Below are 18,247 nucleotides of genomic sequence, written 5' to 3' on the forward strand. Positions count from 1 at the left end.
TGTCTCAGCTCGCGCGCGCCGACGTAGGCGCGGCCAGGACTTCCAGCTCCAGCGTCGCACCCCGCAAGCCTGGCGCGCTGGCCTGCAGCCGCAGGCGGCCAGGCGCACGCGCGCTCTGCACGATCGCCTGGCACAGCCCGTTGAAGGCGCGGCGCCGCTCGGCCTTGTCGGCCTCGTGGCTGGCCGGGTCGCCGTTGCCGACGCCGATCAACGCCCCCGCCCCGCTCACCTGGAAACGGACCTCGTCGCCGGCGGTCGGCACCTGCCGGCCCTGCGCGTCCACGATGGCCACTTCGATCATGCCCACGTCCTGGCCGTCGGCCAGCAGACTGGCGCGCTCGCAGCGCAGTGCGATGGCGGCCGGCGCGCCGGTGGTCTCGCGCCGCTGCACCAGCACCTGCTCGCCGCCGCGATAGCCACGCGCCTCGATCGCGCCCGGCGCGTAGCGCACGCGCCACTCCACGTGGCCGTAGCGCGGCACGCGACGCCGGCCCTGGCTGACGCCGTTGACCCACAGCTCGACCTCGTCCAGGTTGCTGTGGACCCACACATCCACCATGCCGTTGGCCAAGGCCGGCAGCGCGTCCCAGTTCCAGTGCGGAAACAGATGCAGCACCGGCGCCTGCGTCCACTGCGCGCGGTAGTACCAGGCGTTGTCCTTGGGGAAGCCGCAGCTGTCGAGCACGCCGAACTGCGAGGCCACGTTGGGCCAGCGGTTGTACGGCGTGGGCTCGCCGCGATAGTCGAACCCGGTCCAGACGAAGCCGCCGGCGATCCACGGCCGTTCGGCCACGAACGCCCACCACGACTCGGACGTGGACGCCCACCACGGGTGGTCGACGTCGTAGGCGCGCGTATAGCCGCAGGCGTCGTCGACGAAATAGTTGCCGCGCACCGACACCGTGCTGGCGGTCTCGCTGCCGTACACCGGCCGCTGCGGCTCGCGCGCGTGGAAGGCGTCCATCTGGTTGGTGCGGTAGTTGAAGCCGACCACGTCCACCACCTGCCCCACGCCCTCGCCGAAGCCCTTGTCCATGGCGAAGGTGGTCGGCCGGGTCGGATCGAGCCGGCGCACCAGCGCCTGCATCGTGCCGACGATGCGCGCGCCGCACGCGGTGACCATCTGCGGCTCTTCGTTGCCCAGCGACCAGGCGATCACGCTGGGCCGGTTGCGGTCGCGCAGCAGCAGGCGCTGCAGTTCGCGCATCGCCTCAGGGTCGGAGGACATGCGCCGGGTCTCGGCGATCACCAGCATGCCCAGGCGGTCGCACAGGTCCATCAGCGCCGGGCTGGCCGGGTTATGCGCCATGCGCCAGGCGTTGCAGCCCAGGGCCTTGAGCTGCTGCAGGCGCCAGGCGTGCAAGGCGTCTGGGATGGCGGTGCCCACGCCGGCATGATCCTGGTGGTTGCAGGTGCCCTTGAGCTTGTACGGCGCGCCATTAAGCAGGAAGCCGCGCTGGGCGTCGAAGGCGATGCTGCGCACGCCGAACGCGACCTGGACCGCGTCGCGTGCGACATCGTCCACACGCAGCTCGGCCAGCAGCCGGTACAGGACCGGGGTCTCGGGCGACCACAGCTGCGGCGCGTCGAAGGCCAGCGCGTGTTGCACCGTGGTCGCATCGCCCGGCGCCACCTGCGTTGCAGGCAGCTGCGCTTTGGCGACCACATGCCCGTCGTCGGCCAGGACCTGCAGCACCAGCACGCAGGCCTCGGCCTGGTCGCCCGCGTTGTGCAGCGTGGCCTCCACCACGCAGGCGGCCTGCCCGGCGCGGGGCGTGGCCCGCACCACGAGCCCGCCGGCAGGAATGTGCAGCGGATCGGTCCTGCGCAGCCAGACATGGCGGTAGATCCCGGCGCCTTCGTAGAACCAGCCCTCGCCCAGGGTGGCGTCCACGCGCACGGCGATCACATTGCGTGCGCCGTAGTCGACCACATCGGTGATGTCCACCTCGAAGCCGATATAGCCGCTGGCGTTAGTACCGACGATATGGCCGTTGCAGAACACGATGCAGTCGCGGAACACCCCGTCGAATTCGATCACCAAGCGCCGGCCCGCATCGCTGGCGGGAATGTCCAGCTCCCGCCGATACCAGCCGATGCTGGTCTCGGGATGGTCGCGGCCCACGGGGCGATAGCCGTGCGCGGCGGCCGGATCATCCACGCCGGCGGGCGGATGGGGATTGGGCACGAAGGGCAGTTCCACCGCCCAGTCGTGCGGCAGCGACAGCGCGCGCCAGCCCGCATCGTCGTAAGCGATCAGCGCCGCATCGGCGGTGTCCTTGCCGGCCTTGGCGTAGCTGCGCTGGTAGGTGCCGAAGTTGAAGTCGCGCGCCGGGTCGTCGGCATGGCCGAAGGCGAAGCGCCAGTCGGCATCCAGGCGGTCGCGCTGGCGCGCGCCAGGCGTCGGACGCCCGGCCGGCGCCCGCGGCAATGCGAGTGCCGAGGATGCCTGCGCGACGGCCGCGTCACCGGCGGCGCTCGGCGTCGCCGCCGCGCGGCCCGCCGGCACGGTGACCGCCACGCCGCCGGCCATCAGCGCGCGCAGCAGTTCGCGACGGCTCAGCTCGCTCATCGCGGCAGACGGTAGTCGTGGCGCATGAAGTCGATGCCCGGCAGCAACCCATTGCCGTGCCGGAAATCGAAGAACGTGGCGTTCTCCCAGGACGAGCCGGTGCCCCAGCGCGTCTTGCAGCGGCTGGTGGTCCACTCCGGCGCCCAATAGACCACGCCGCTGCCGTCGTTGTCGGCCACCAGTTGGGTCAGGTCGGTGAGGTAGCGCAGCTGCCCATCGGGCGTGGCTGGGTAGCCCGGGATCAGCGAGTCCTCGCCAAGCAGGTTGTGCGATTCATCGCCCGCCTCCAGCGTCCACGGGTAGGCCGTCTCCACCACTACCACGTCCCTGTCCGGATAGGTCTTGCGCAGGCGCGCGATGGTCTGGCCCAGCTGCGCCATCGTCTGCGTGGACCACTTGCGGTAGTAGCTGATGCCGATCAGGTCGAAGCCGCGCACTCCGGCGCGGTCGGCCGCGGCGAACCACGGCTCCACGTTCTCCGGCTGGGCGATATGCAGCATCACCCGCGGCTGGATCCTGGAGTGGGCGCCTGCATCGTGGACCGCGCGGATGCCGGCGTTGAACAGGGCCGCGTTGCGCGTCCAGTCGATGCGGTCCTTCTGCTTGTCCCAGACCCTGGAGCTCATCAGTTCGGGATTGGTCTCGTTGCCGACCTGGACCAGCTCGGGCATCAGCCCCTCGCGGTCCAGCGCCATCAGCGTGTCGTAGGTGAAGTTGTAGAGCGTGCGCGCCAGGTCGTCGGTGTCGGCGATATCGGCCCAGGCCTTGGGGATGTACTGCTTGTCGCCGTCGGCCCAGTCGTCGGAGTAGTGCAGGTCCAGCAGCACCTGCATGCCCTGGGCGCGGGCCCGGCGCACGGTCTTCTTGACGTCGGACAGGTCGCTGTAGCGCGTCCAGCGCGCGTCGTTCCACAGCCGCACGCGCACCAGGTTGGCGCCATGGGCGCGGAAGATCGAAAACACGTCCTCGACCTTGCCGCCGTCGCGGTACTGCACGCCGCAGTCCTCCATCTCGTTGGCGAAGGACAGGTCCGCCCCCAGGTAGAACGGCCGCGCGCGCTCCTCGGCGCCGGCCGGCAGCGCGAACAGCGCCACCGCCAGCATCGCCGCGCGCAGCCAGCCTCTGTTTCGATCGCTCACAGTCGTCGTCCTCTCAGAACCGGAACGTGGCTTCGAGCGAGAAGCGCCGGCCGAACAACTGGTAGCCGCCGTCGTCCATGTTGGCCAGGCGATACGGCAGGTTGTCGGTATAGGCGCGCATGGCCTCGTTGGTGAGGTTGCTGACCTGCAGCTTCACCGCCCAGCGCGGGTTGAACTGCCAGCCCAGGCTGGCGTCCCAGGTGCCCATGCTGTCCAGGCGCACCAGGTGGGCGGCGTTCCAGCCGTACACCGTGGTGTAGGGGCTGTGGTAGCTGTAGCCCGCGCGCGCCTCCAGCTTGCCGCTGCTGTACCACAGGTCGGCCGAGCCGGTGCGCCGCGCCAGGCCGCTCAGCGGCAGCGGATTGTTGGCCGGCGAGAACTCGTGCAGGTTGGAATCCACCAGCGACAGGTTGGAGTAGATGCCGAAGTTCTCCATGCCCGGGATGAACCAGAACGGGGTCTGGAAGGTCAGCTCGACGCCGTCGATGTAGCCGCCGCCGCCGTTGAACGGGCCGCTGATCAGATAGTCGCGGCCATCGATGGTCTCGTGCTCGGTCTTGTAGCCGATGCTCGAATCGACCCACTTACGGTACACCGCCACGGCGGCCAACGCCTCCTTGTGGAAGTACCACTCGTAGGACAGGTCGAGCTGGGTGGCGCGGAACGGATCCAGCCGCGGGTTGCCGCCGCTGCCGGTGAGCTGGCCGCTGACCGTGGCCGGATTGTCCAGATAGCGGCCGGTGCGCAGCTCGTCCAGCGGCGGCCGCGCGACCACCTTGGCCGCGGACAGGCGCAGGATCTTGTCGTCAGCGATCAGGAAGTTGACCGTCGCGCTGGGCAGCACGTCGGTGTAGTCCTTGCTGGCGCTGCTGGGCGCATAGGTATTGCCATCGACGGTGTCGTAGCCGTCGCTGCGGGTATGCGTGCCGACCACGCGCACGCCGACATTGCCGGTCACATCCACGCCCAGCCAGTTGGAGCTGAAGTTGGCCTTGGCGAAGGCTTCCTTGACCCGCTCCTGCACCTTCCAGTGGTCCAGCATCTGTTCGGCCAGCGCCGAGGGGGCGAAGCCACCGAAGCCGCGCTCGGCGATGTCGTCCACGTTGCCGGCATAGACCGGCGGCACGTTCAGGCCGGGGATGTCCAGGGGATGGATCAGGTCGGCATAGGCCGAGATCGGCTGGTTGTAGTCCGAGTAGTTGGCCAGTTCGTGGCGGTTGCGCTTGACCCGGTCGGAGACGCGCGCGCCGAAGGACAGCCGGTTGAACGCGCCATCGAGCGGGCGGCTGGCATCCAGCGCCAGCGCGGCGATGCGGTCGTGCAGCGCCTGCGGCTCGTCGCTGCCGGCGATGCCCCAGGCCGGCGTAGCGCTGCTGGCCGAGATCCAGGGCGCGTGGCCCGGCGCGAAGTCGAAGGACACGCTGTCCGGGTTGAGCCCGAACTGCACCGAGCGCCAGCGGTTCTCGCGCTTGGCCTCCGACGCCGACAGGTCGGCGCCGAGGGTCCACACCTCGCCGGTCCACTTGCCGTTGAGGCCGCCGGCGGTCAGCGTCTTGACCTCGCTGTACTTGGCCAGCACCTGGTCCATCTCCAGCGGCGTGCCCCACTGCGAGTTGATCAGCGTGCCGCCGACCACGCTGTGGTCGATCATGTGGATCGACGAGCCCGGCTGGCCGTAGGGGTTCCACCACGACCAGATGCTGTCGTCCCAGTTGCGGTACCAGGTCTGCGACTGGTCCTCGTCGATGCGCACCCTCGAATAGAGCGCATCGGCCTTCAGTTCGAAGTTGCCGCTGCGCCACTGCAGCGCGGCCATCGCGCCGGTGCGGGTCTGGTCGATCAGCTTGAGCTGGTCGGCCGCGCCCCAGGGGGTGTAGTCGCGCGTGCCGTCGCCATCCACGTCCACCGCGCTGGCGTCGTCGGTATAGCCCCAGCTGCCGATCAGCGCGTTGGCGTTCTTCTGCTTCTGGTAGGTCGCGCCGATGGCGATGGCCAGGTCGTCGTTGATCTTGTGCACCCAGCTGGCGCCGAAGCGGCTGCCCCAGGGGCTGTAGCCATCCACGTCCTTGCCCTGGTCGTAGAACACCGGGCCGGCGCTGGCCACGAACCGCGGGCCGGTATAGGTCAGCGGATCGATCGTGGCGATGTCCACCGTGGCGGCGATGCCGCCGGCGATCAGGTCGGCCGAGGGCGTCTTGTAGACCTTGACGGTGGAGACGATCTCGGTGGGAAAGATCTCCCAGCGCACCGCGCGGTCCGGCTCGGAGGAGGCGATCTCGCGGCCGTTGACCGTGCCCATGGTCATCCGCGGGCCCAGGCCGCGCACGGTGGCCAGGCTGGCGTTGCCGCGGTCCAGCGAGGCGGTCACGCCGGGCAGGCGCGCCAGCGCCTCGGCCACGGTGACGTTGGGCATCTGGCCCATGTTGTCGGCCGAGATCACCTCGACCACGTGATCTTCCATCTGCTTGACCGACACCGCCTTGTCCAGCGCGGCGCGCTGGCCGGTGACGGTGACGGTGTCCAGACGGGTGACGGCCTCGCCGTCCTGGGCCGCGTCCGGCTTGGCGGCCGCGTCCTGGGCCAGCGCCTGCCCGGCCACGCCACCCAGGATGCCCAGCACGGCGACGGTGAGCAGATGACGGACGAGACGTTCCGACGCGCCGCGTTGCGGGGCGCGCACTTGGTGCATTGGCATGATTTGCTCCCTCCCAAGGACAAATTGGCCGAACTTAAGTTGTGATGTGCACGGGTCGCCCCTGGCGGCCCCACCGTGCGGCAGTCACCCGAAGGCGGTGCCGCGGTGCCGATCGGCCGGACCCTCAGATCCCGCCGGGGGCGCACCCGTGTCAGGGGAGCCTGGCCCGCCACGCTGGGCAGGTTCGGCGGGACCCCGCAGGGCCACGGTGTGTCTGCGGGCGGCAGCATAGGAACGGCAGACATGCCGCACAAATGAAATATTCACAGGGAGCTATCCAGCCCTGGAATACGTGCGCGCCTCAAGCAGGTGCGTCGTAGAGGGTCCGGGCGGTCTCGCGCAGCGCCTCCAGCACGCAGGCCGCCGCGGGCGAGAGCTGATGGCCGCGGCGGCGCACGATGCCGAAATCCTCCATCTGCACGTCCATGTCGATCGGCAGCACGGCCAGCTGCCCGGCCTGGACGTGGGCGGCGACCGAGCGCGCCGGCAGCACGGTCAGGAAGTCGCTCTCGGCCAGCAGCGCGGTGATCACCGGCAGGGCCGAGGTCTCGATGACGTTGTCCGGCCAGGGCATGCCGTAGCGCATGAAGGCCGTGCCCAGCCGCGCGCGCAGCACGCTCTCGCACGGCGGGACGATCCAGCCGCATCCGGCCAGGTCGGCATGCGACAGCGAGCGCCCACTCAGCGGATGGCCGGCGCGGGCGATCACCGCGTGCGGCTCGTCGGCCAGGCGCTCGAACTCCAGCTCATCGCGCAGCTCGGCATCCATGATCCGCCCCACCACGATGTCCAGCTGGCCATCGAGCAGGCGCGAGACCAGCGGCCGGCTGTAGTCCATCTCCACCCGCACCAGGATGCCGGGGAAGGCCCGCTTGACCCGCGCCACCGCCAGCGGCACCAGGTTGGTGCCCGGGTTGACCACCGTGCCCAGCGCCGCCTGGCCCAGCCGGCCCTCGCGCAGCGCGGCGATCTCATCGCCGGCGTGGGCCAGCTCGGACAGCGCCGCCCGCGCGTGGCGCGCCAGCACCTCGCCGTAGCGGGTCGGTTCGACGCCGCGCGCGTGGCGCTCGAACAGCGGCACGCCCAGCAGGCTCTCCATCTCAGCCAGCAGCTTGGAGGCGGCCGGCTGGGTCATCCGCGTCGCCTCGGCAGCGCGCAGGACCGAGCGTTGCTCGTGCAGGTGCTGCAAGAGCAGCAGGTGGCGCGTCTTCAACAGCATGGTCCAGCCCCTTTCTCAACCGGCGTCGACGACGCAGACGGTGGCGGACCGTAACGTATTCCGTGGCGAAATAGAACACTCGAAAAATTTCATTTGCCAGGTATAGCTTGGCTTCCAATAATCAGCGCCGCTCCGGCCCCGCATGGTCCGCCGGGGCGTCCAATCCGGTAGCGTCGCGTCCTGACGGCCGCACCGGACCATTCCGTCACGGATCGTGATGAACCGAGGAGGGGTTCCATGACGCATTCGCAGACAGACGCCGGCCCATCGCCGGCGCCTTGCGCATGAGCGGCCGGCTGTCCGGCAAGGTCGCGCTGGTCACCGGCGCGGCCAGCGGCATTGGCGCGGCCACGGCCGCGCTGTTCGCCGAGCACGGCGCCACGGTCATCGGCCTGGATCGCAACGCGCCGGCCGCGGCCGACGCGCGCCTGGCGCTGGTGCAGGGCGACATCACCGACGGTGCGGGCGTGCAGGCACTCGTCGCCGACATCCTGGCGCGCCACGGCCGCCTCGACGTGCTGGTCAACAACGCGGGCGCGGACGTGTTCTCCGATCCGCTGCAGCTCACCGACGCCGACTGGCAGCGCTGCCTGGACCTCAACCTCAAGGGCGCATGGAACCTGTGCAAGGCGGCGCTGCCGGCGATGGTCGCCGCCGGCGCCGGCAGCATCGTCAACATCGCCTCGGTGCACGGCCACAAGATCATCCCGCACGCCTTCCCCTACCCGGTCGCCAAGCACGGGCTGATCGGCATGACCAAGGCGCTGGGCATCGAATACGCCGCGCACGGCGTGCGGGTGAACTCGATCTCGCCCGGCCTGATCCTGGTGCCGCGCATCGAGGCTTGGTTCGAGCGCGAGCCGGGCGCGCGCGAACGCCAGACCGCGCTGCTGCCGCCCGGCCGCATCGGCACGCCGCAGGAAGTGGCCTACACCGCCCTGTTCCTGGCCAGCGACGAGGCCCGCTTCATCAACGCCACCGACATCCTGATCGATGGCGGTCGCTCCCAGCTCTATCACGAGTAAGTCCATGTCCCACGACACGCGCCTGTTCAAGCTGCCGCTGGTCGCGATCCTGCGCGGCATCACGCCGGAAGAGACCGCGGCGCATGTCGACGCCCTGGTCGGCGCCGGCTTCGATGCCATCGAGATCCCGCTCAATTCGCCACGCTGGCGCGACAGCATCGCCCTGGCCCATCGCGAATACGGCGCGCACGCGCATATCGGCGCCGGCACCGTGCTGCGCAACGAGCAGGTCGATGCGCTGGCCGAGATCGGCACGCACTTCATCGTCACGCCCAACACCCGGCCCTCGCTGATCCGCCATGCGGTCGAACGCGGCATGACGGTGGTGGCCGGCTTCGCCACGGCCAGCGAGGCCTTCGATGCCATCGATGCCGGCGCGCAGATCCTCAAGCTCTTCCCCGCCGCCACCTACGGCGCCGGCCATGTGCGGGCGCTGCGCTCGGTGCTGCCGGCGACGGTGCCGGTGTACGTGGTCGGCGGCGTCACCCCCGACACGCTGGCCGGCTTCCTCGCCCAGGGCGCGGCCGGGGCCGGCATCGGCGGCGAGTTGTACCGGCCGGGCCAGACGCCCGAGACCACCGCCGCGCACGCGCGTGCCTTCGTACAGGCCTATCAGGACGCCCAGGGATGAAGATCACCCGCTTGACCACCTATCACGCCGCGCCGCGCTGGCTGTTCCTCAAGGTCGAGACCGACGAGGGCATCACCGGCTGGGGCGAACCGGTCATCGAAGGCAAGGCGCGCAGCGTCGAGGCGGCGGTGCACGAGCTGTCGCAGTACGTGGTCGGCCAGGACCCGGCGCGCATCAACGACCTCTGGCAGACCCTGTACCGCGGCGGCTTCTATCGCGGCGGTGCGATCCTGATGAGCGCCATCGCCGGCATCGACCAGGCGCTGTGGGACATCAAGGGCAAGGCGCTGGGCGTGCCGGTGTACCAGCTGCTCGGCGGCCTGGTGCGCGACCGGATGAAGACCTATCGCTGGGTCGGCGGCGACCGCCCGGCCGACATCGTGGCGCAGATGCAGGCCCACCAGGCGCTGGGCTACGACACCTTCAAGCTCAACGGCACCGAGGAGATGCGGCTGATCGACAGCCCGCGCGCGGTCGATGCGGCGGTGGCCAAGATCGCCGGCATCCGCGCGGCGCTGGGCGATACGGTGGACTTCGGCATCGACTTCCACGGCCGCGTCGGCGTGCCGATGGCCAAGACGCTGCTGCGCGAACTGGAGCCCTACCGGCCGCTGTTCGTGGAGGAGCCGGTGCTGGCCGAACACTACGAGCACTACGCGCGCCTGGCCGATACCACCAGCATCCCGCTGGCCGCCGGCGAGCGCATGTACTCGCGCTTCGAGTTCAAGCACGTGCTGGCCCAGGGCGGCCTGGCGATGCTGCAGCCGGACCTGTCGCATGCCGGCGGCATCACCGAATGCCTGAAGATCGCGGCCATGGCCGAGGCCCACGACGTGGCGCTGGCGCCGCACTGCCCGCTCGGTCCGGTCGCGCTGGCCGCGTGCCTGCAGGTGGACCTGGTCTCGCACAACGCGGTGCTGCAGGAACAGAGCATCGGCATCCACTACAACCAGGGCGCCGACCTGCTGGACTACCTGATCAACAAAGAAGATTTCGCCTGCGTGGACGGCTACATCGCCGCGCTGCCCAAGCCGGGTCTGGGCGTCGAAATCAATGAGGAAAGGCTGATCCACGCCAACCGCACGCCGCCGGACTGGGCCAACCCGCTCTGGCGCCATGCCGATGGCAGCGTGGCCGAATGGTGAGCCGGTGAGCGCCGCGCCCAGCGTCGCCCTGGCGGTGGACAGCCGCTGCACCCACGGCGAAGGCGTGCTGTGGTGCGAGCGCCGGCAGGCCGTGTTCTGGGTGGACATCAGCGGGCAGCGCCTGTGGCGCCACGACCCGCTCGACGCCCTCACCCGCGCCTGGTCGTTGCCCGATCGTCCGGCCTGCCTGGGCCTGATGGAAGACGGCAGGCTGCTGGTGGTGCTGGCCAAGTCGATCGCGCTGGCCGACCCGGACGCGCCCGCCAGCGCGCTGGCGCTTCAGACGGTGTGCGCGGTCGAGGCCGATCAGCCGCATACCCGCAGCAACGACGGCCGCGCCGACCGCCACGGCCATTTCGTGTTCGGCACCATGGATGAGCATCCCGACAAGGCCGAACGCGGCGCCTTCTACCAGTTCTCCTTCGCCCATGGTTTGCGCCGGCTGCCGCTCGGTGGGGTGTCGATTCCCAACTCGATCTGCTTCAGCCGCGACGGCCGCACGCTGTACTACTGCGACTCGCTGCAGCCGCGCATCCTGTGCTGCGACTACGATCCGGACCGCGCCTGGACGGCCGATCCGCGCGTGTTCGCGCAGGTCGATGTGCAGGGCGCCGAACCGGATGGCTCGGTGATCGATGCCGAGGGCCATCTGTGGAATGCGCAGTGGCGCGCCGGGCGCGTGGTGCGCCATGCGCCCGATGGCCGGATCGAACGGATCGTGCCGATGCCGGTCAAGCATCCCACCTGCCCGGCCTTCGGCGGACCTGCGCTGGGGTGCCTGTTCGCGATCAGCTCGCGCCTGGACCACACCACCGAGGAGCTGGAGCGCACGCCACACGCCGGCGGGCTGTTCGCCTGCGAACCCGGCGTCGTCGGCCTGCCCGAAGGCCGGGTGCGCGCATGATCGCGATCGACTGGGGCAGCAGCAGCCTGCGTGCCTGGCGGCTCAATGCCGCCGGCGCGATCGTGGACACGCGGCGCGCGGATCTGGGCGCGCTCGGCCATGGCGCGGCGACGCCGGCACTGCTGGCCGATGCGCTGCAGGGCTGGGACGACACCGAGCTTCTGCTGTGTGGCATGGTCGGCGCACGCGGCGGCTGGTCCGAGGCGCCCTACCTGCCCTGTCCGGCCACGCCGGCGGCGCTGGCGCAGGCGCTGCAGGAGGTCCCGACGCAGGGCACCGCGCTGCAGGGCCGGCGCGCGCGCATCGTGCCCGGCGTGCGCGGCGGCAGCCAGGCGCTGCCCGATGTCATGCGTGGCGAGGAGACGCAGATCGTCGGCCTGCTCGGGCAATGCCCCGATGCGGCGCAGGTCTGCCTGCCCGGCACCCACAGCAAGTGGGTGTCGCTGCGGGCCGGCGCGATCGCCAGCGTGCACACGGCCATGACCGGCGAGTCCTACGCGCTGTATCGGCAGCACAGCATGCTCGCGCGCAGCATGCCGCCGACGTCCGGGCCGGAGGTCTTCGACGCGGACGCCTTCGCCGCCGGCGTGCGGCGCAGCGGCGAGCTGGGCGGGCTGCTGCATCACCTGTTCGGCGTGCGCACGCTCGGCCTGTTCGACCGGCTCGTTCCGGCGCAGGCGCCCGCCTACCTGTCCGGGCTGCTGATCGGCCATGAGGTCCGCGCGCAGCTGCCGCTGCAGGCGCCGGTGCACCTGATCGGTGGGCCAACGCTCGGTGCGCGCTACCGACAGGCCTTCGACTTACTGGGAATCGACAGCCACCTGCACGGCGAGGATCTTGCCGCCTGCGGGTTGTTCCACCTGACTCGATGAACGTCCGCCGCCCCTGTGCCGCAGCGTCCGCCTTCCACCATCGGTGGCGCGGCCAAGCGGTCCTGCCTGGAACCCGCACACCATGAGCCTGTCCCCTCTCGACACCTGCATCGTCGTCCTCTATGCGATCTTCATCTTCGCCCTCGCCCAGTGGGTCTCGCGCGAGAAGCGCGGCGGGCAGCGCAGTGCGCAGGACTATTTCCTGGCCAGCCGTGCGCTGCCGTGGTGGGCCATCGGCACCTCGCTGATCGCGGCCAACATCTCGGCCGAGCAGATCATCGGCATGTCCGGCTCGGGCTATGTGATCGGCCTGGGCATCGCCTCCTACGAGTGGATGGCGGCGCTGACGCTGATCATCGTCGGCAAGTTCTTCCTGCCGATCTTCCTGAAGAACGGCATCTACACGATGCCCGAGTTCCTGGAGAAGCGGTACAGCCCGACGGTGCGCACGGTGATGGCGCTGTTCTGGCTGGGCGTGTACGTGTTCGTCAACCTGACCTCGATCCTGTGGCTGGGCGCCACGGCGGTGCATACCGTGGCCGGGGTGGACGTGGATGTGGCGCTGGTGGCGCTGGGCCTGTTCGCCGGCGCGTATGCGCTGTACGGCGGGCTGAAGGCGGTGGCGCTGACGGACTTCGTGCAGGTCTCGCTGCTGGTGCTGGGCGGTCTGCTCATCACCTGGATCGCGCTGGACAAGGTGGCCGATGGGGCGGGCGTGGTCGCCGGTTTCCAGGTGCTGCTGCAGCGTGCGCCGGAGAAGTTCCACATGATCCTGGACCGCTCCAATCCGCACTACAAGGATCTGCCGGGGCTGTCGGTGCTGCTGGGCGGCATGTGGGTGATGAACGTGTCCTACTGGGGCTTCAACCAGTACATCATCCAGCGCGCGCTGGCGGCCAAGAGCCTGGGCGAGGCGCAGAAGGGCATCGTGCTGGCGGCGTTCCTGAAGCTGATGATGCCGCTGATCATCGTGGTGCCGGGCATCGCGGCGGTGCTGCTGGCGCCGGGCCTGGAGCGTCCGGATGCGGCCTATCCGCATCTGATGAGTCTGCTGCCCAACGGCATCCTGGGCGTGGTGTTCGCGGCGCTGATGGCGGCGGTGATCGCGTCGCTGGGCTCCAAGATCAACTCGATCGCGACCATCTTCACCATGGACGTCTATCGGCCGCTGCGGCGCGGGGCGTCGGAGAAGCAGCTGGTGCGGGTGGGTCGCATCGCCGCGGCGCTGGCACTGGTGCTGGCCATCTTCTCGGCGCGTCCGCTGCTGGGCAGCTTCGATCAGGCGTTCCAGTACATCCAGGAGTTCACGGGCTTCTTCACGCCGGGCATCTGCGTGATCTTCCTGCTGGGCATGTTCTGGAAGCGCACCACGGCCACGGCGGCGCTGGTGGCCGCGGTGGCCTCGGCGGTGCTGTCGCTGGCGCTGAAGCTGTGGCTGCCTTCGGTGGCCTTCATGGACCGGGTCGGCCTCGTGTTCCTGGCCTGCATCGCGCTGGCCGTGGTGATCTCGCTGCTGCAGCGCGGTGGCCAGAGCCGCTACAACGTGGAACTGGACGACATCGACTACACCACCAGCAAGGGCTTCAATCTGGCCGCGCTGCTGGTGGTGGTGATTCTGATCGGTCTGTACGCCGTGTTCTGGTGAGTCTGGAGCCGAGTGGCCAGCGCGTAGACGACGTGCTGGTATCCGTTCGTTTTCGCTGTTGGCATATCTCGGCTAGAGATTGCGGCGTCTGAGCGTTTTTGGGCTTCGGAGGGGCAGCGGTCCGGCGGGCGGCGTCTCAGAACCTGAATCCTCCCGGGTCGAGTCTGGTGAGGGAGGCGAATCCTCCCAGCCCCGCGCGCTGGCGAAAGGCCTAAAATCTGCGGACCGATCGCAGTCCGGACGTTCCCCGGGCGGGTTACCGGGAGATGGGCATGTCGCTGGATTCAACCCAACGTTTCACCTCACGCGTGGCCGACTATGTGCGCTATCGGCCCGATTACCCGCCGGCGCTGATCGACTGGCTGCATGGGCCGATGGGCGTGGCGCGCGACGCGCCGGTGGCCGACATCGGCGCCGGCACGGGCATTTCCTCCAGGCTGTTCCTCGACGGTGGCCATCCGGTCACGGCGGTGGAGCCCAATGCCGCCATGCGCGCGGCGGCGGTGGAGTGGCTGGGCGGCGATGCGCGCTTTGCCGCGGTGGACGGCACGGCCGAGGCGACCACGCTGGCCGATGCCAGTGTCGGCCTGGTGACCGCGGCGCAGGCGTTCCACTGGTTCGACCAGCAGGCGGTCAGGCGTGAGTGGGCGCGCATCCTGCGGCCCGGCGGGCTGGCGGTGGTGTTCTGGAATTCGCGCCGGCTGACGGGTACGCCCTTCCTGGAAGGCTATGAGCAGCTGCTGCTGGACTACGGTCTGGACTACACCAGCGTGGCCGAGCGCTACAGCGACGATGCGGCGATGACGGCCTGGTTCGGTGGCGGGCTTAAGGGCACGGTGCGCTTCGACCATGGGCAGCGGCTGGACTTCGACGCGCTGCGCGGGCGCCTGCTGTCCTCGTCCTATGCGCCGCAGGCCGGCCATCCGCGCCATGCGCCGATGATGGCCGCGCTGCGTGCGCTGTTCGACGCCACCGCGGTGGACGGGACGGTGTCGTTCGACTACGACACGCGGGCCTTTGCCGGTACCCTTGCGCTCACTTCCTGAAGGAACCGCCGCATGAACGCCATCGCACGTCCCACCAGCAGCCTGGCCGTGGTCTCGCTGGTATTCGGCATCCTCGGCTGGAGCCTGCTGCCCACCATCGGCGCGCTCGTGGCGGTCATCACCGGGCACATGGCCCGCGCCGAGATCCGCCGCAGCCAGGGCGCGCTGGAAGGCGACGGCATGGCCGTGGCCGGGCTGGTGCTGGGCTGGCTGCACCTGGTGCTGCTGGTGCTGGGCATTGCGGCGCTGTTCCTGTTCTTCGGCGGCATCGCGGCGCTGGCTGCGTACGCCAACTAAAGGACCGCATGATTCCGATGTATTCCCTGGCGCGCCCGTTCCTGTTCGCCCTGGACGCCGAGCAGGCCCATGGCGCCGGCCTGCGGGCGCTGGAGCTGGCCTATCGCAGCGGCACGCTCGGCCTGGCCACACGCCAGCCGGGGCCGATGCCCACGCGCGTGCTGGGGCTGGACTTCCCCAATCCGGTCGGGCTGGCCGCGGGCCTGGACAAGAACGGCGCGCATATCGATGCGCTGCTGGCGCTGGGCTTCGGCTTCGTCGAGGTCGGCACGGTCACCCCGCGCCCGCAGGCCGGCAATCCGCAGCCGCGCATGTTCCGGCTGCCGCAGCACCGGGCGGTGATCAACCGGCTGGGCTTCAACAACGAGGGCGTCGATGCGCTGGTGCGCAACGTGCAGCGCGCGCGCCGCAAGGGCGGCCTGCTGGGCATCAACATCGGCAAAAACAAGGACACGCCCAACGAGGATGCGGCGCAGGACTACCTGTTCTGCCTGGAGCGCGTCTACCCGCTGGCCGACTACATCACCATCAACATCTCCTCGCCCAACACCGCCGGCCTGCGCGAGCTGCAGGAGGAACAGTCCCTGCGCCAGCTCATCGGCACGCTGCGCGAGGCGCAGGAGCGGCTGGGCGCCCAGCACGGCAAGCGCGTGCCGATGCTGGTCAAGGTCGCGCCCGACCTGTCCGACGACGACATCGACGCGGTGTGCCGCGTGCTGGCCGACCTGTCGGTGGACGGCGTGATCGCCACCAACACCACCGTCGACCGCAGCGCGGTGCTCGCCCACCCGCATGCCGGCCAGGCCGGCGGGCTGTCCGGCGCGCCGCTGATGGGCCAGTCCACGCTGGTGCTGCGGCGCATGCGCACGCGGCTGCCGCAGGAGATCCCGCTGATCGGCGTGGGCGGCGTCACCTCCGGCGCCGATGCGGTGGCCAAGATGTCGGCCGGCGCCTCGCTGGTGCAGCTGTATTCGGGCCTGGTCTATCGCGGGCCCTCGCTGGTCTACGAATGCGTGGAAGCCATCCGCCGTCGCCGCGAGCAGCCCAGCCGCGGCCCGGTCGCTCCGGCATGAGCGCATCGCGCTGGCTGCTGACCGAGCACGCCCCGCTCCGCTCCCGCAACACCTTCGGCGTCGCCGCGCAGGCGCGCTATCTGCTGCAGGTGGCCGACCTGGCCGCGCTGCCCGAGGCGCTGGCCCTGCCGGCGATCCAGGGCCAGCCGCTGCTGCCCATCGGCGCCGGCAGCAACCTGCTGCTGGCGGGCGATCTGGAGGGCGTGGCGCTGGGCTTCGACGCGCGGCGCATCGACCTGCTCGACGACGACGAGGCCGGCGTGCGGGTGCGCGCCGAGGCCGGCGTGGTCTGGCACGAGCTGGTGCTGTGGACGCTTTCGCAGGGCGCGTTCGGCCTGGAGAACCTGGCCCTGATCCCCGGCACCGTCGGCGCCTGCGCGATCCAAAACATCGGCGCCTACGGCGTGGAGGTCGGCGAGCACATCGACAGCGTCGAGGCCTGGGATACCCGCGCCGGCGACTGGTGCCGGCTGTCGCGGACCGAGTGCGCCTTCGGCTATCGCGACAGCGTGTTCAAGCGCCAGCCCGGGCGCTGGATCATCACCGCGGTGACCTTCGCCCTGTCGCGCGTGCCGGACCTGCGTCTGGACTACGCCGGGCTGCGCGCCGAGCTGGACGCCATGGGCGTGGCCGATCCCGGCCCGGCCGAGGTGGCGCAGGCGGTGATCCGCGTGCGCAGCCGCAAGCTGCCCGACCCGGCGGTGCTGGGCAACGCCGGCAGCTTCTTCAAGAACCCGATCGTGCCGGCAGCGCTGGCCGAACGGCTGGCGACCGACTTCCCGGGGCTGCCGGTGTTCCCCGGCGATGCCGAGGACACGCGCAAGCTCTCGGCGGCCTGGCTGATCGAACAGGCCGGCTGGAAGGGCCAGCGCGATGGCGATGCCGGCGTCTCGCCGGACCACGCGCTGGTGCTGGTCAATCACGGCGGCGCCAGCGGCGCGCAGCTGCTGGCGCTGGCCCGGCGCATCGCCGCCTCGGTGCAGGCGCGCTTCGGCGTGGCCATCGAACCCGAGCCGCGCATCGTCGGCGCCGCGTGGTGATCGCCCCGGCGCCGGTCGCGCCGCTGCGCGCGGCGCTGCTGATGCTGGCCAGCACGCTGTCCTTCGGCCTGATGGCCATCAGCATCCGCCTGGCCTCGCAGTCGCTGGGCACCACCGAGATCGCCTTCTTCCGCAACGCCATCGGCCTGGCCGTGCTGCTGCCGATGGTGCTGCGCCCGGGCCGGCCGGCGCCGCGCACCGCGCATCTGCCGCGCTATCTGGTGCGCACCCTGATCGGGCTGTGCTCGATGCTGTGCGGCTTCTGGGCGATCGCCCATCTGCCGCTGTCGCAGGCGATCTCGCTGTCGTATTCCACGCCGCTGTTCGCGACCATCGCGGCGGTGTTCTGGCTGGGCGAGCGCGTCCACCTGCGGCGTTGGCTGGCGGTGGCGGCAGGCTTCATCGGCGTGCTGGTGATCCTGCGCCCGGGCTCTTCGCAGTTTTCGCCCGGGCTGCTGGTGGCGGTGGCCGCGGCGGTGACCAGCGCGGTGGTGGCGATCCAGATCAAGCAGCTCTCGCGCATCGATCCGCCCGACACGGTGGTGTTCTACACCTACGTGTTCTGGGTGCCGATGTCGCTGCTGCTGGCGCTGGCGCACTGGCGCTGGCCGCAGGGCATCACCTGGCTGTGGCTGGTGGGCTGCGGTGTGTTCGGTACCGGCGGCCAGCTGCTGTGGACGCGCGCGCTGAAGCTGGGCGAGGTCTCGGCGCTGCAGCCGATCAGCTTCATGCAGCTGCCGCTGGTGATCGTGCTGGGCGGCTGGCTGTTCGACGAACGCCTGGATGTGTGGACGGCGGTCGGCGCCGGCATCATCCTGGCCTCCACGGCCTACATCGCCCAGCGCGAGGCGACCCTGGCCCGGCGCGCGGCGACCACCGCCCCGGTGGAAGGCGCCAAGCCGGGCGAATGAGCCTCGCCGCCAGCGTTTAGATACAGGATCTCC

At 70.2% G+C, this 18,247-nt stretch carries 14 protein-coding genes and 1 pseudogene; 11 read left to right on the forward strand and 4 right to left on the reverse strand.

Features of this window, described 5'->3' with window-relative positions:
- Positions 1 to 4: 4 nt before the first annotated feature.
- The 4 genes and pseudogenes from galA to ACFJIT_RS10140 form a co-directional block, all read right to left on the reverse strand.
- Positions 5 to 2,572, reverse strand: a complete 2,568-nt coding sequence (galA, locus tag ACFJIT_RS10125; RefSeq protein ID WP_379653543.1) for a beta-galactosidase GalA — start codon at positions 2,570 to 2,572, stop codon at positions 5 to 7.
- Between the two features lie 11 nt (positions 2,573 to 2,583).
- Positions 2,584 to 3,711: pseudogene (locus tag ACFJIT_RS10130) on the reverse strand (arabinogalactan endo-beta-1,4-galactanase); the annotation flags it as partial.
- Between the two features lie 13 nt (positions 3,712 to 3,724).
- Complete coding sequence (locus ACFJIT_RS10135; RefSeq protein WP_379653544.1) at positions 3,725 to 6,406, reverse strand: TonB-dependent receptor; 2,682 nt, start codon at positions 6,404 to 6,406, stop codon at positions 3,725 to 3,727.
- A gap of 301 nt (positions 6,407 to 6,707) precedes the next feature.
- The gene (locus tag ACFJIT_RS10140; protein ID WP_379653545.1) at positions 6,708 to 7,625 is read right to left on the reverse strand and encodes a LysR substrate-binding domain-containing protein; all 918 of its coding nucleotides are present in this window, start codon (positions 7,623 to 7,625) and stop codon (positions 6,708 to 6,710) included.
- A 284-nt stretch (positions 7,626 to 7,909) separates the two neighbouring features.
- Here ACFJIT_RS10140 and ACFJIT_RS10145 point away from each other — a divergent pair, with 284 nt between their 5' ends.
- The 11 genes from ACFJIT_RS10145 (at position 7,910) to ACFJIT_RS10195 (ending at position 18,214) form a co-directional block, all read left to right on the forward strand.
- A complete protein-coding gene (locus tag ACFJIT_RS10145) occupies positions 7,910 to 8,650 on the forward strand; it encodes an SDR family oxidoreductase (protein WP_379653546.1) in 741 nt (246 codons plus the stop codon).
- A gap of 4 nt (positions 8,651 to 8,654) precedes the next feature.
- Positions 8,655 to 9,281 carry a 2-dehydro-3-deoxy-6-phosphogalactonate aldolase gene (locus tag ACFJIT_RS10150; protein ID WP_379653547.1) on the forward strand — a complete coding sequence of 209 codons (627 nt, stop codon included), beginning with the start codon at positions 8,655 to 8,657 and terminating at the stop codon, positions 9,279 to 9,281.
- The gene (dgoD, locus tag ACFJIT_RS10155) at positions 9,278 to 10,426 is read left to right on the forward strand and encodes a galactonate dehydratase (protein WP_379653548.1); all 1,149 of its coding nucleotides are present in this window, start codon (positions 9,278 to 9,280) and stop codon (positions 10,424 to 10,426) included. The genes ACFJIT_RS10150 and dgoD overlap by 4 nt, the downstream gene beginning before the upstream one ends.
- Positions 10,427 to 10,430: 4 nt before the next feature.
- Positions 10,431 to 11,330: an SMP-30/gluconolactonase/LRE family protein gene (locus tag ACFJIT_RS10160; RefSeq protein WP_379653549.1), complete on the forward strand. Its 900-nt coding sequence runs from the start codon at positions 10,431 to 10,433 to the stop codon at positions 11,328 to 11,330.
- On the forward strand, positions 11,327 to 12,202 hold the full coding sequence (locus ACFJIT_RS10165) for a 2-dehydro-3-deoxygalactonokinase (protein ID WP_379653550.1): 876 nt from the start codon (positions 11,327 to 11,329) through the stop codon (positions 12,200 to 12,202). The genes ACFJIT_RS10160 and ACFJIT_RS10165 overlap by 4 nt, the downstream gene beginning before the upstream one ends.
- Before the next feature lie 82 nt (positions 12,203 to 12,284).
- Positions 12,285 to 13,847, forward strand: a complete 1,563-nt coding sequence (locus tag ACFJIT_RS10170; protein WP_337054523.1) for a sodium/sugar symporter — start codon at positions 12,285 to 12,287, stop codon at positions 13,845 to 13,847.
- A gap of 272 nt (positions 13,848 to 14,119) precedes the next feature.
- On the forward strand, positions 14,120 to 14,893 hold the full coding sequence (locus tag ACFJIT_RS10175) for a class I SAM-dependent methyltransferase (RefSeq protein WP_130520168.1): 774 nt from the start codon (positions 14,120 to 14,122) through the stop codon (positions 14,891 to 14,893).
- Between the two features lie 12 nt (positions 14,894 to 14,905).
- Positions 14,906 to 15,190 (forward strand): DUF4190 domain-containing protein, encoded by a 285-nt coding sequence (locus ACFJIT_RS10180; protein ID WP_130523561.1) that lies wholly within the window; start codon positions 14,906 to 14,908, stop codon positions 15,188 to 15,190.
- Between the two features lie 17 nt (positions 15,191 to 15,207).
- Positions 15,208 to 16,263, forward strand: coding sequence for a quinone-dependent dihydroorotate dehydrogenase (locus ACFJIT_RS10185; RefSeq protein ID WP_130529850.1), 1,056 nt, complete (start codon positions 15,208 to 15,210; stop codon positions 16,261 to 16,263).
- The gene (murB, locus tag ACFJIT_RS10190) at positions 16,260 to 17,303 is read left to right on the forward strand and encodes a UDP-N-acetylmuramate dehydrogenase (protein WP_379653551.1); all 1,044 of its coding nucleotides are present in this window, start codon (positions 16,260 to 16,262) and stop codon (positions 17,301 to 17,303) included. The genes ACFJIT_RS10185 and murB overlap by 4 nt, the downstream gene beginning before the upstream one ends.
- Complete coding sequence (locus ACFJIT_RS10195; RefSeq protein ID WP_379655755.1) at positions 17,303 to 18,214, forward strand: DMT family transporter; 912 nt, start codon at positions 17,303 to 17,305, stop codon at positions 18,212 to 18,214. Before murB ends, ACFJIT_RS10195 begins: the two co-directional genes overlap by 1 nt.
- Positions 18,215 to 18,247 lie beyond the last annotated feature (33 nt).

The organism is Pseudoxanthomonas sp. UC19_8 (genome assembly GCF_042700505.1).
In the GTDB taxonomy this organism is placed as follows: Bacteria; Pseudomonadota; Gammaproteobacteria; order Xanthomonadales; family Xanthomonadaceae; genus Pseudoxanthomonas_A; species Pseudoxanthomonas_A winnipegensis.

Excerpts from the sequence above, each read along its gene's own strand:
- galA (WP_379653543.1), bottom strand. The coding sequence starts at position 2,572 with ATGAGCGAGCTGAGCCGTCGCGAACTGCTGCGCGCGCTGATGGCCGGC.
- ACFJIT_RS10135 (WP_379653544.1), bottom strand. The coding sequence starts at position 6,406 with ATGCCAATGCACCAAGTGCGCGCCCCGCAACGCGGCGCGTCGGAACGT.
- ACFJIT_RS10140 (WP_379653545.1), bottom strand. The coding sequence starts at position 7,625 with ATGCTGTTGAAGACGCGCCACCTGCTGCTCTTGCAGCACCTGCACGAG.
- ACFJIT_RS10145 (WP_379653546.1), top strand. The coding sequence starts at position 7,910 with ATGAGCGGCCGGCTGTCCGGCAAGGTCGCGCTGGTCACCGGCGCGGCC.
- ACFJIT_RS10150 (WP_379653547.1), top strand. The coding sequence starts at position 8,655 with ATGTCCCACGACACGCGCCTGTTCAAGCTGCCGCTGGTCGCGATCCTG.
- dgoD (WP_379653548.1), top strand. The coding sequence starts at position 9,278 with ATGAAGATCACCCGCTTGACCACCTATCACGCCGCGCCGCGCTGGCTG.
- ACFJIT_RS10165 (WP_379653550.1), top strand. The coding sequence starts at position 11,327 with ATGATCGCGATCGACTGGGGCAGCAGCAGCCTGCGTGCCTGGCGGCTC.
- ACFJIT_RS10170 (WP_337054523.1), top strand. The coding sequence starts at position 12,285 with ATGAGCCTGTCCCCTCTCGACACCTGCATCGTCGTCCTCTATGCGATC.
- ACFJIT_RS10175 (WP_130520168.1), top strand. The coding sequence starts at position 14,120 with ATGTCGCTGGATTCAACCCAACGTTTCACCTCACGCGTGGCCGACTAT.
- ACFJIT_RS10180 (WP_130523561.1), top strand. The coding sequence starts at position 14,906 with ATGAACGCCATCGCACGTCCCACCAGCAGCCTGGCCGTGGTCTCGCTG.
- ACFJIT_RS10185 (WP_130529850.1), top strand. The coding sequence starts at position 15,208 with ATGTATTCCCTGGCGCGCCCGTTCCTGTTCGCCCTGGACGCCGAGCAG.
- murB (WP_379653551.1), top strand. The coding sequence starts at position 16,260 with ATGAGCGCATCGCGCTGGCTGCTGACCGAGCACGCCCCGCTCCGCTCC.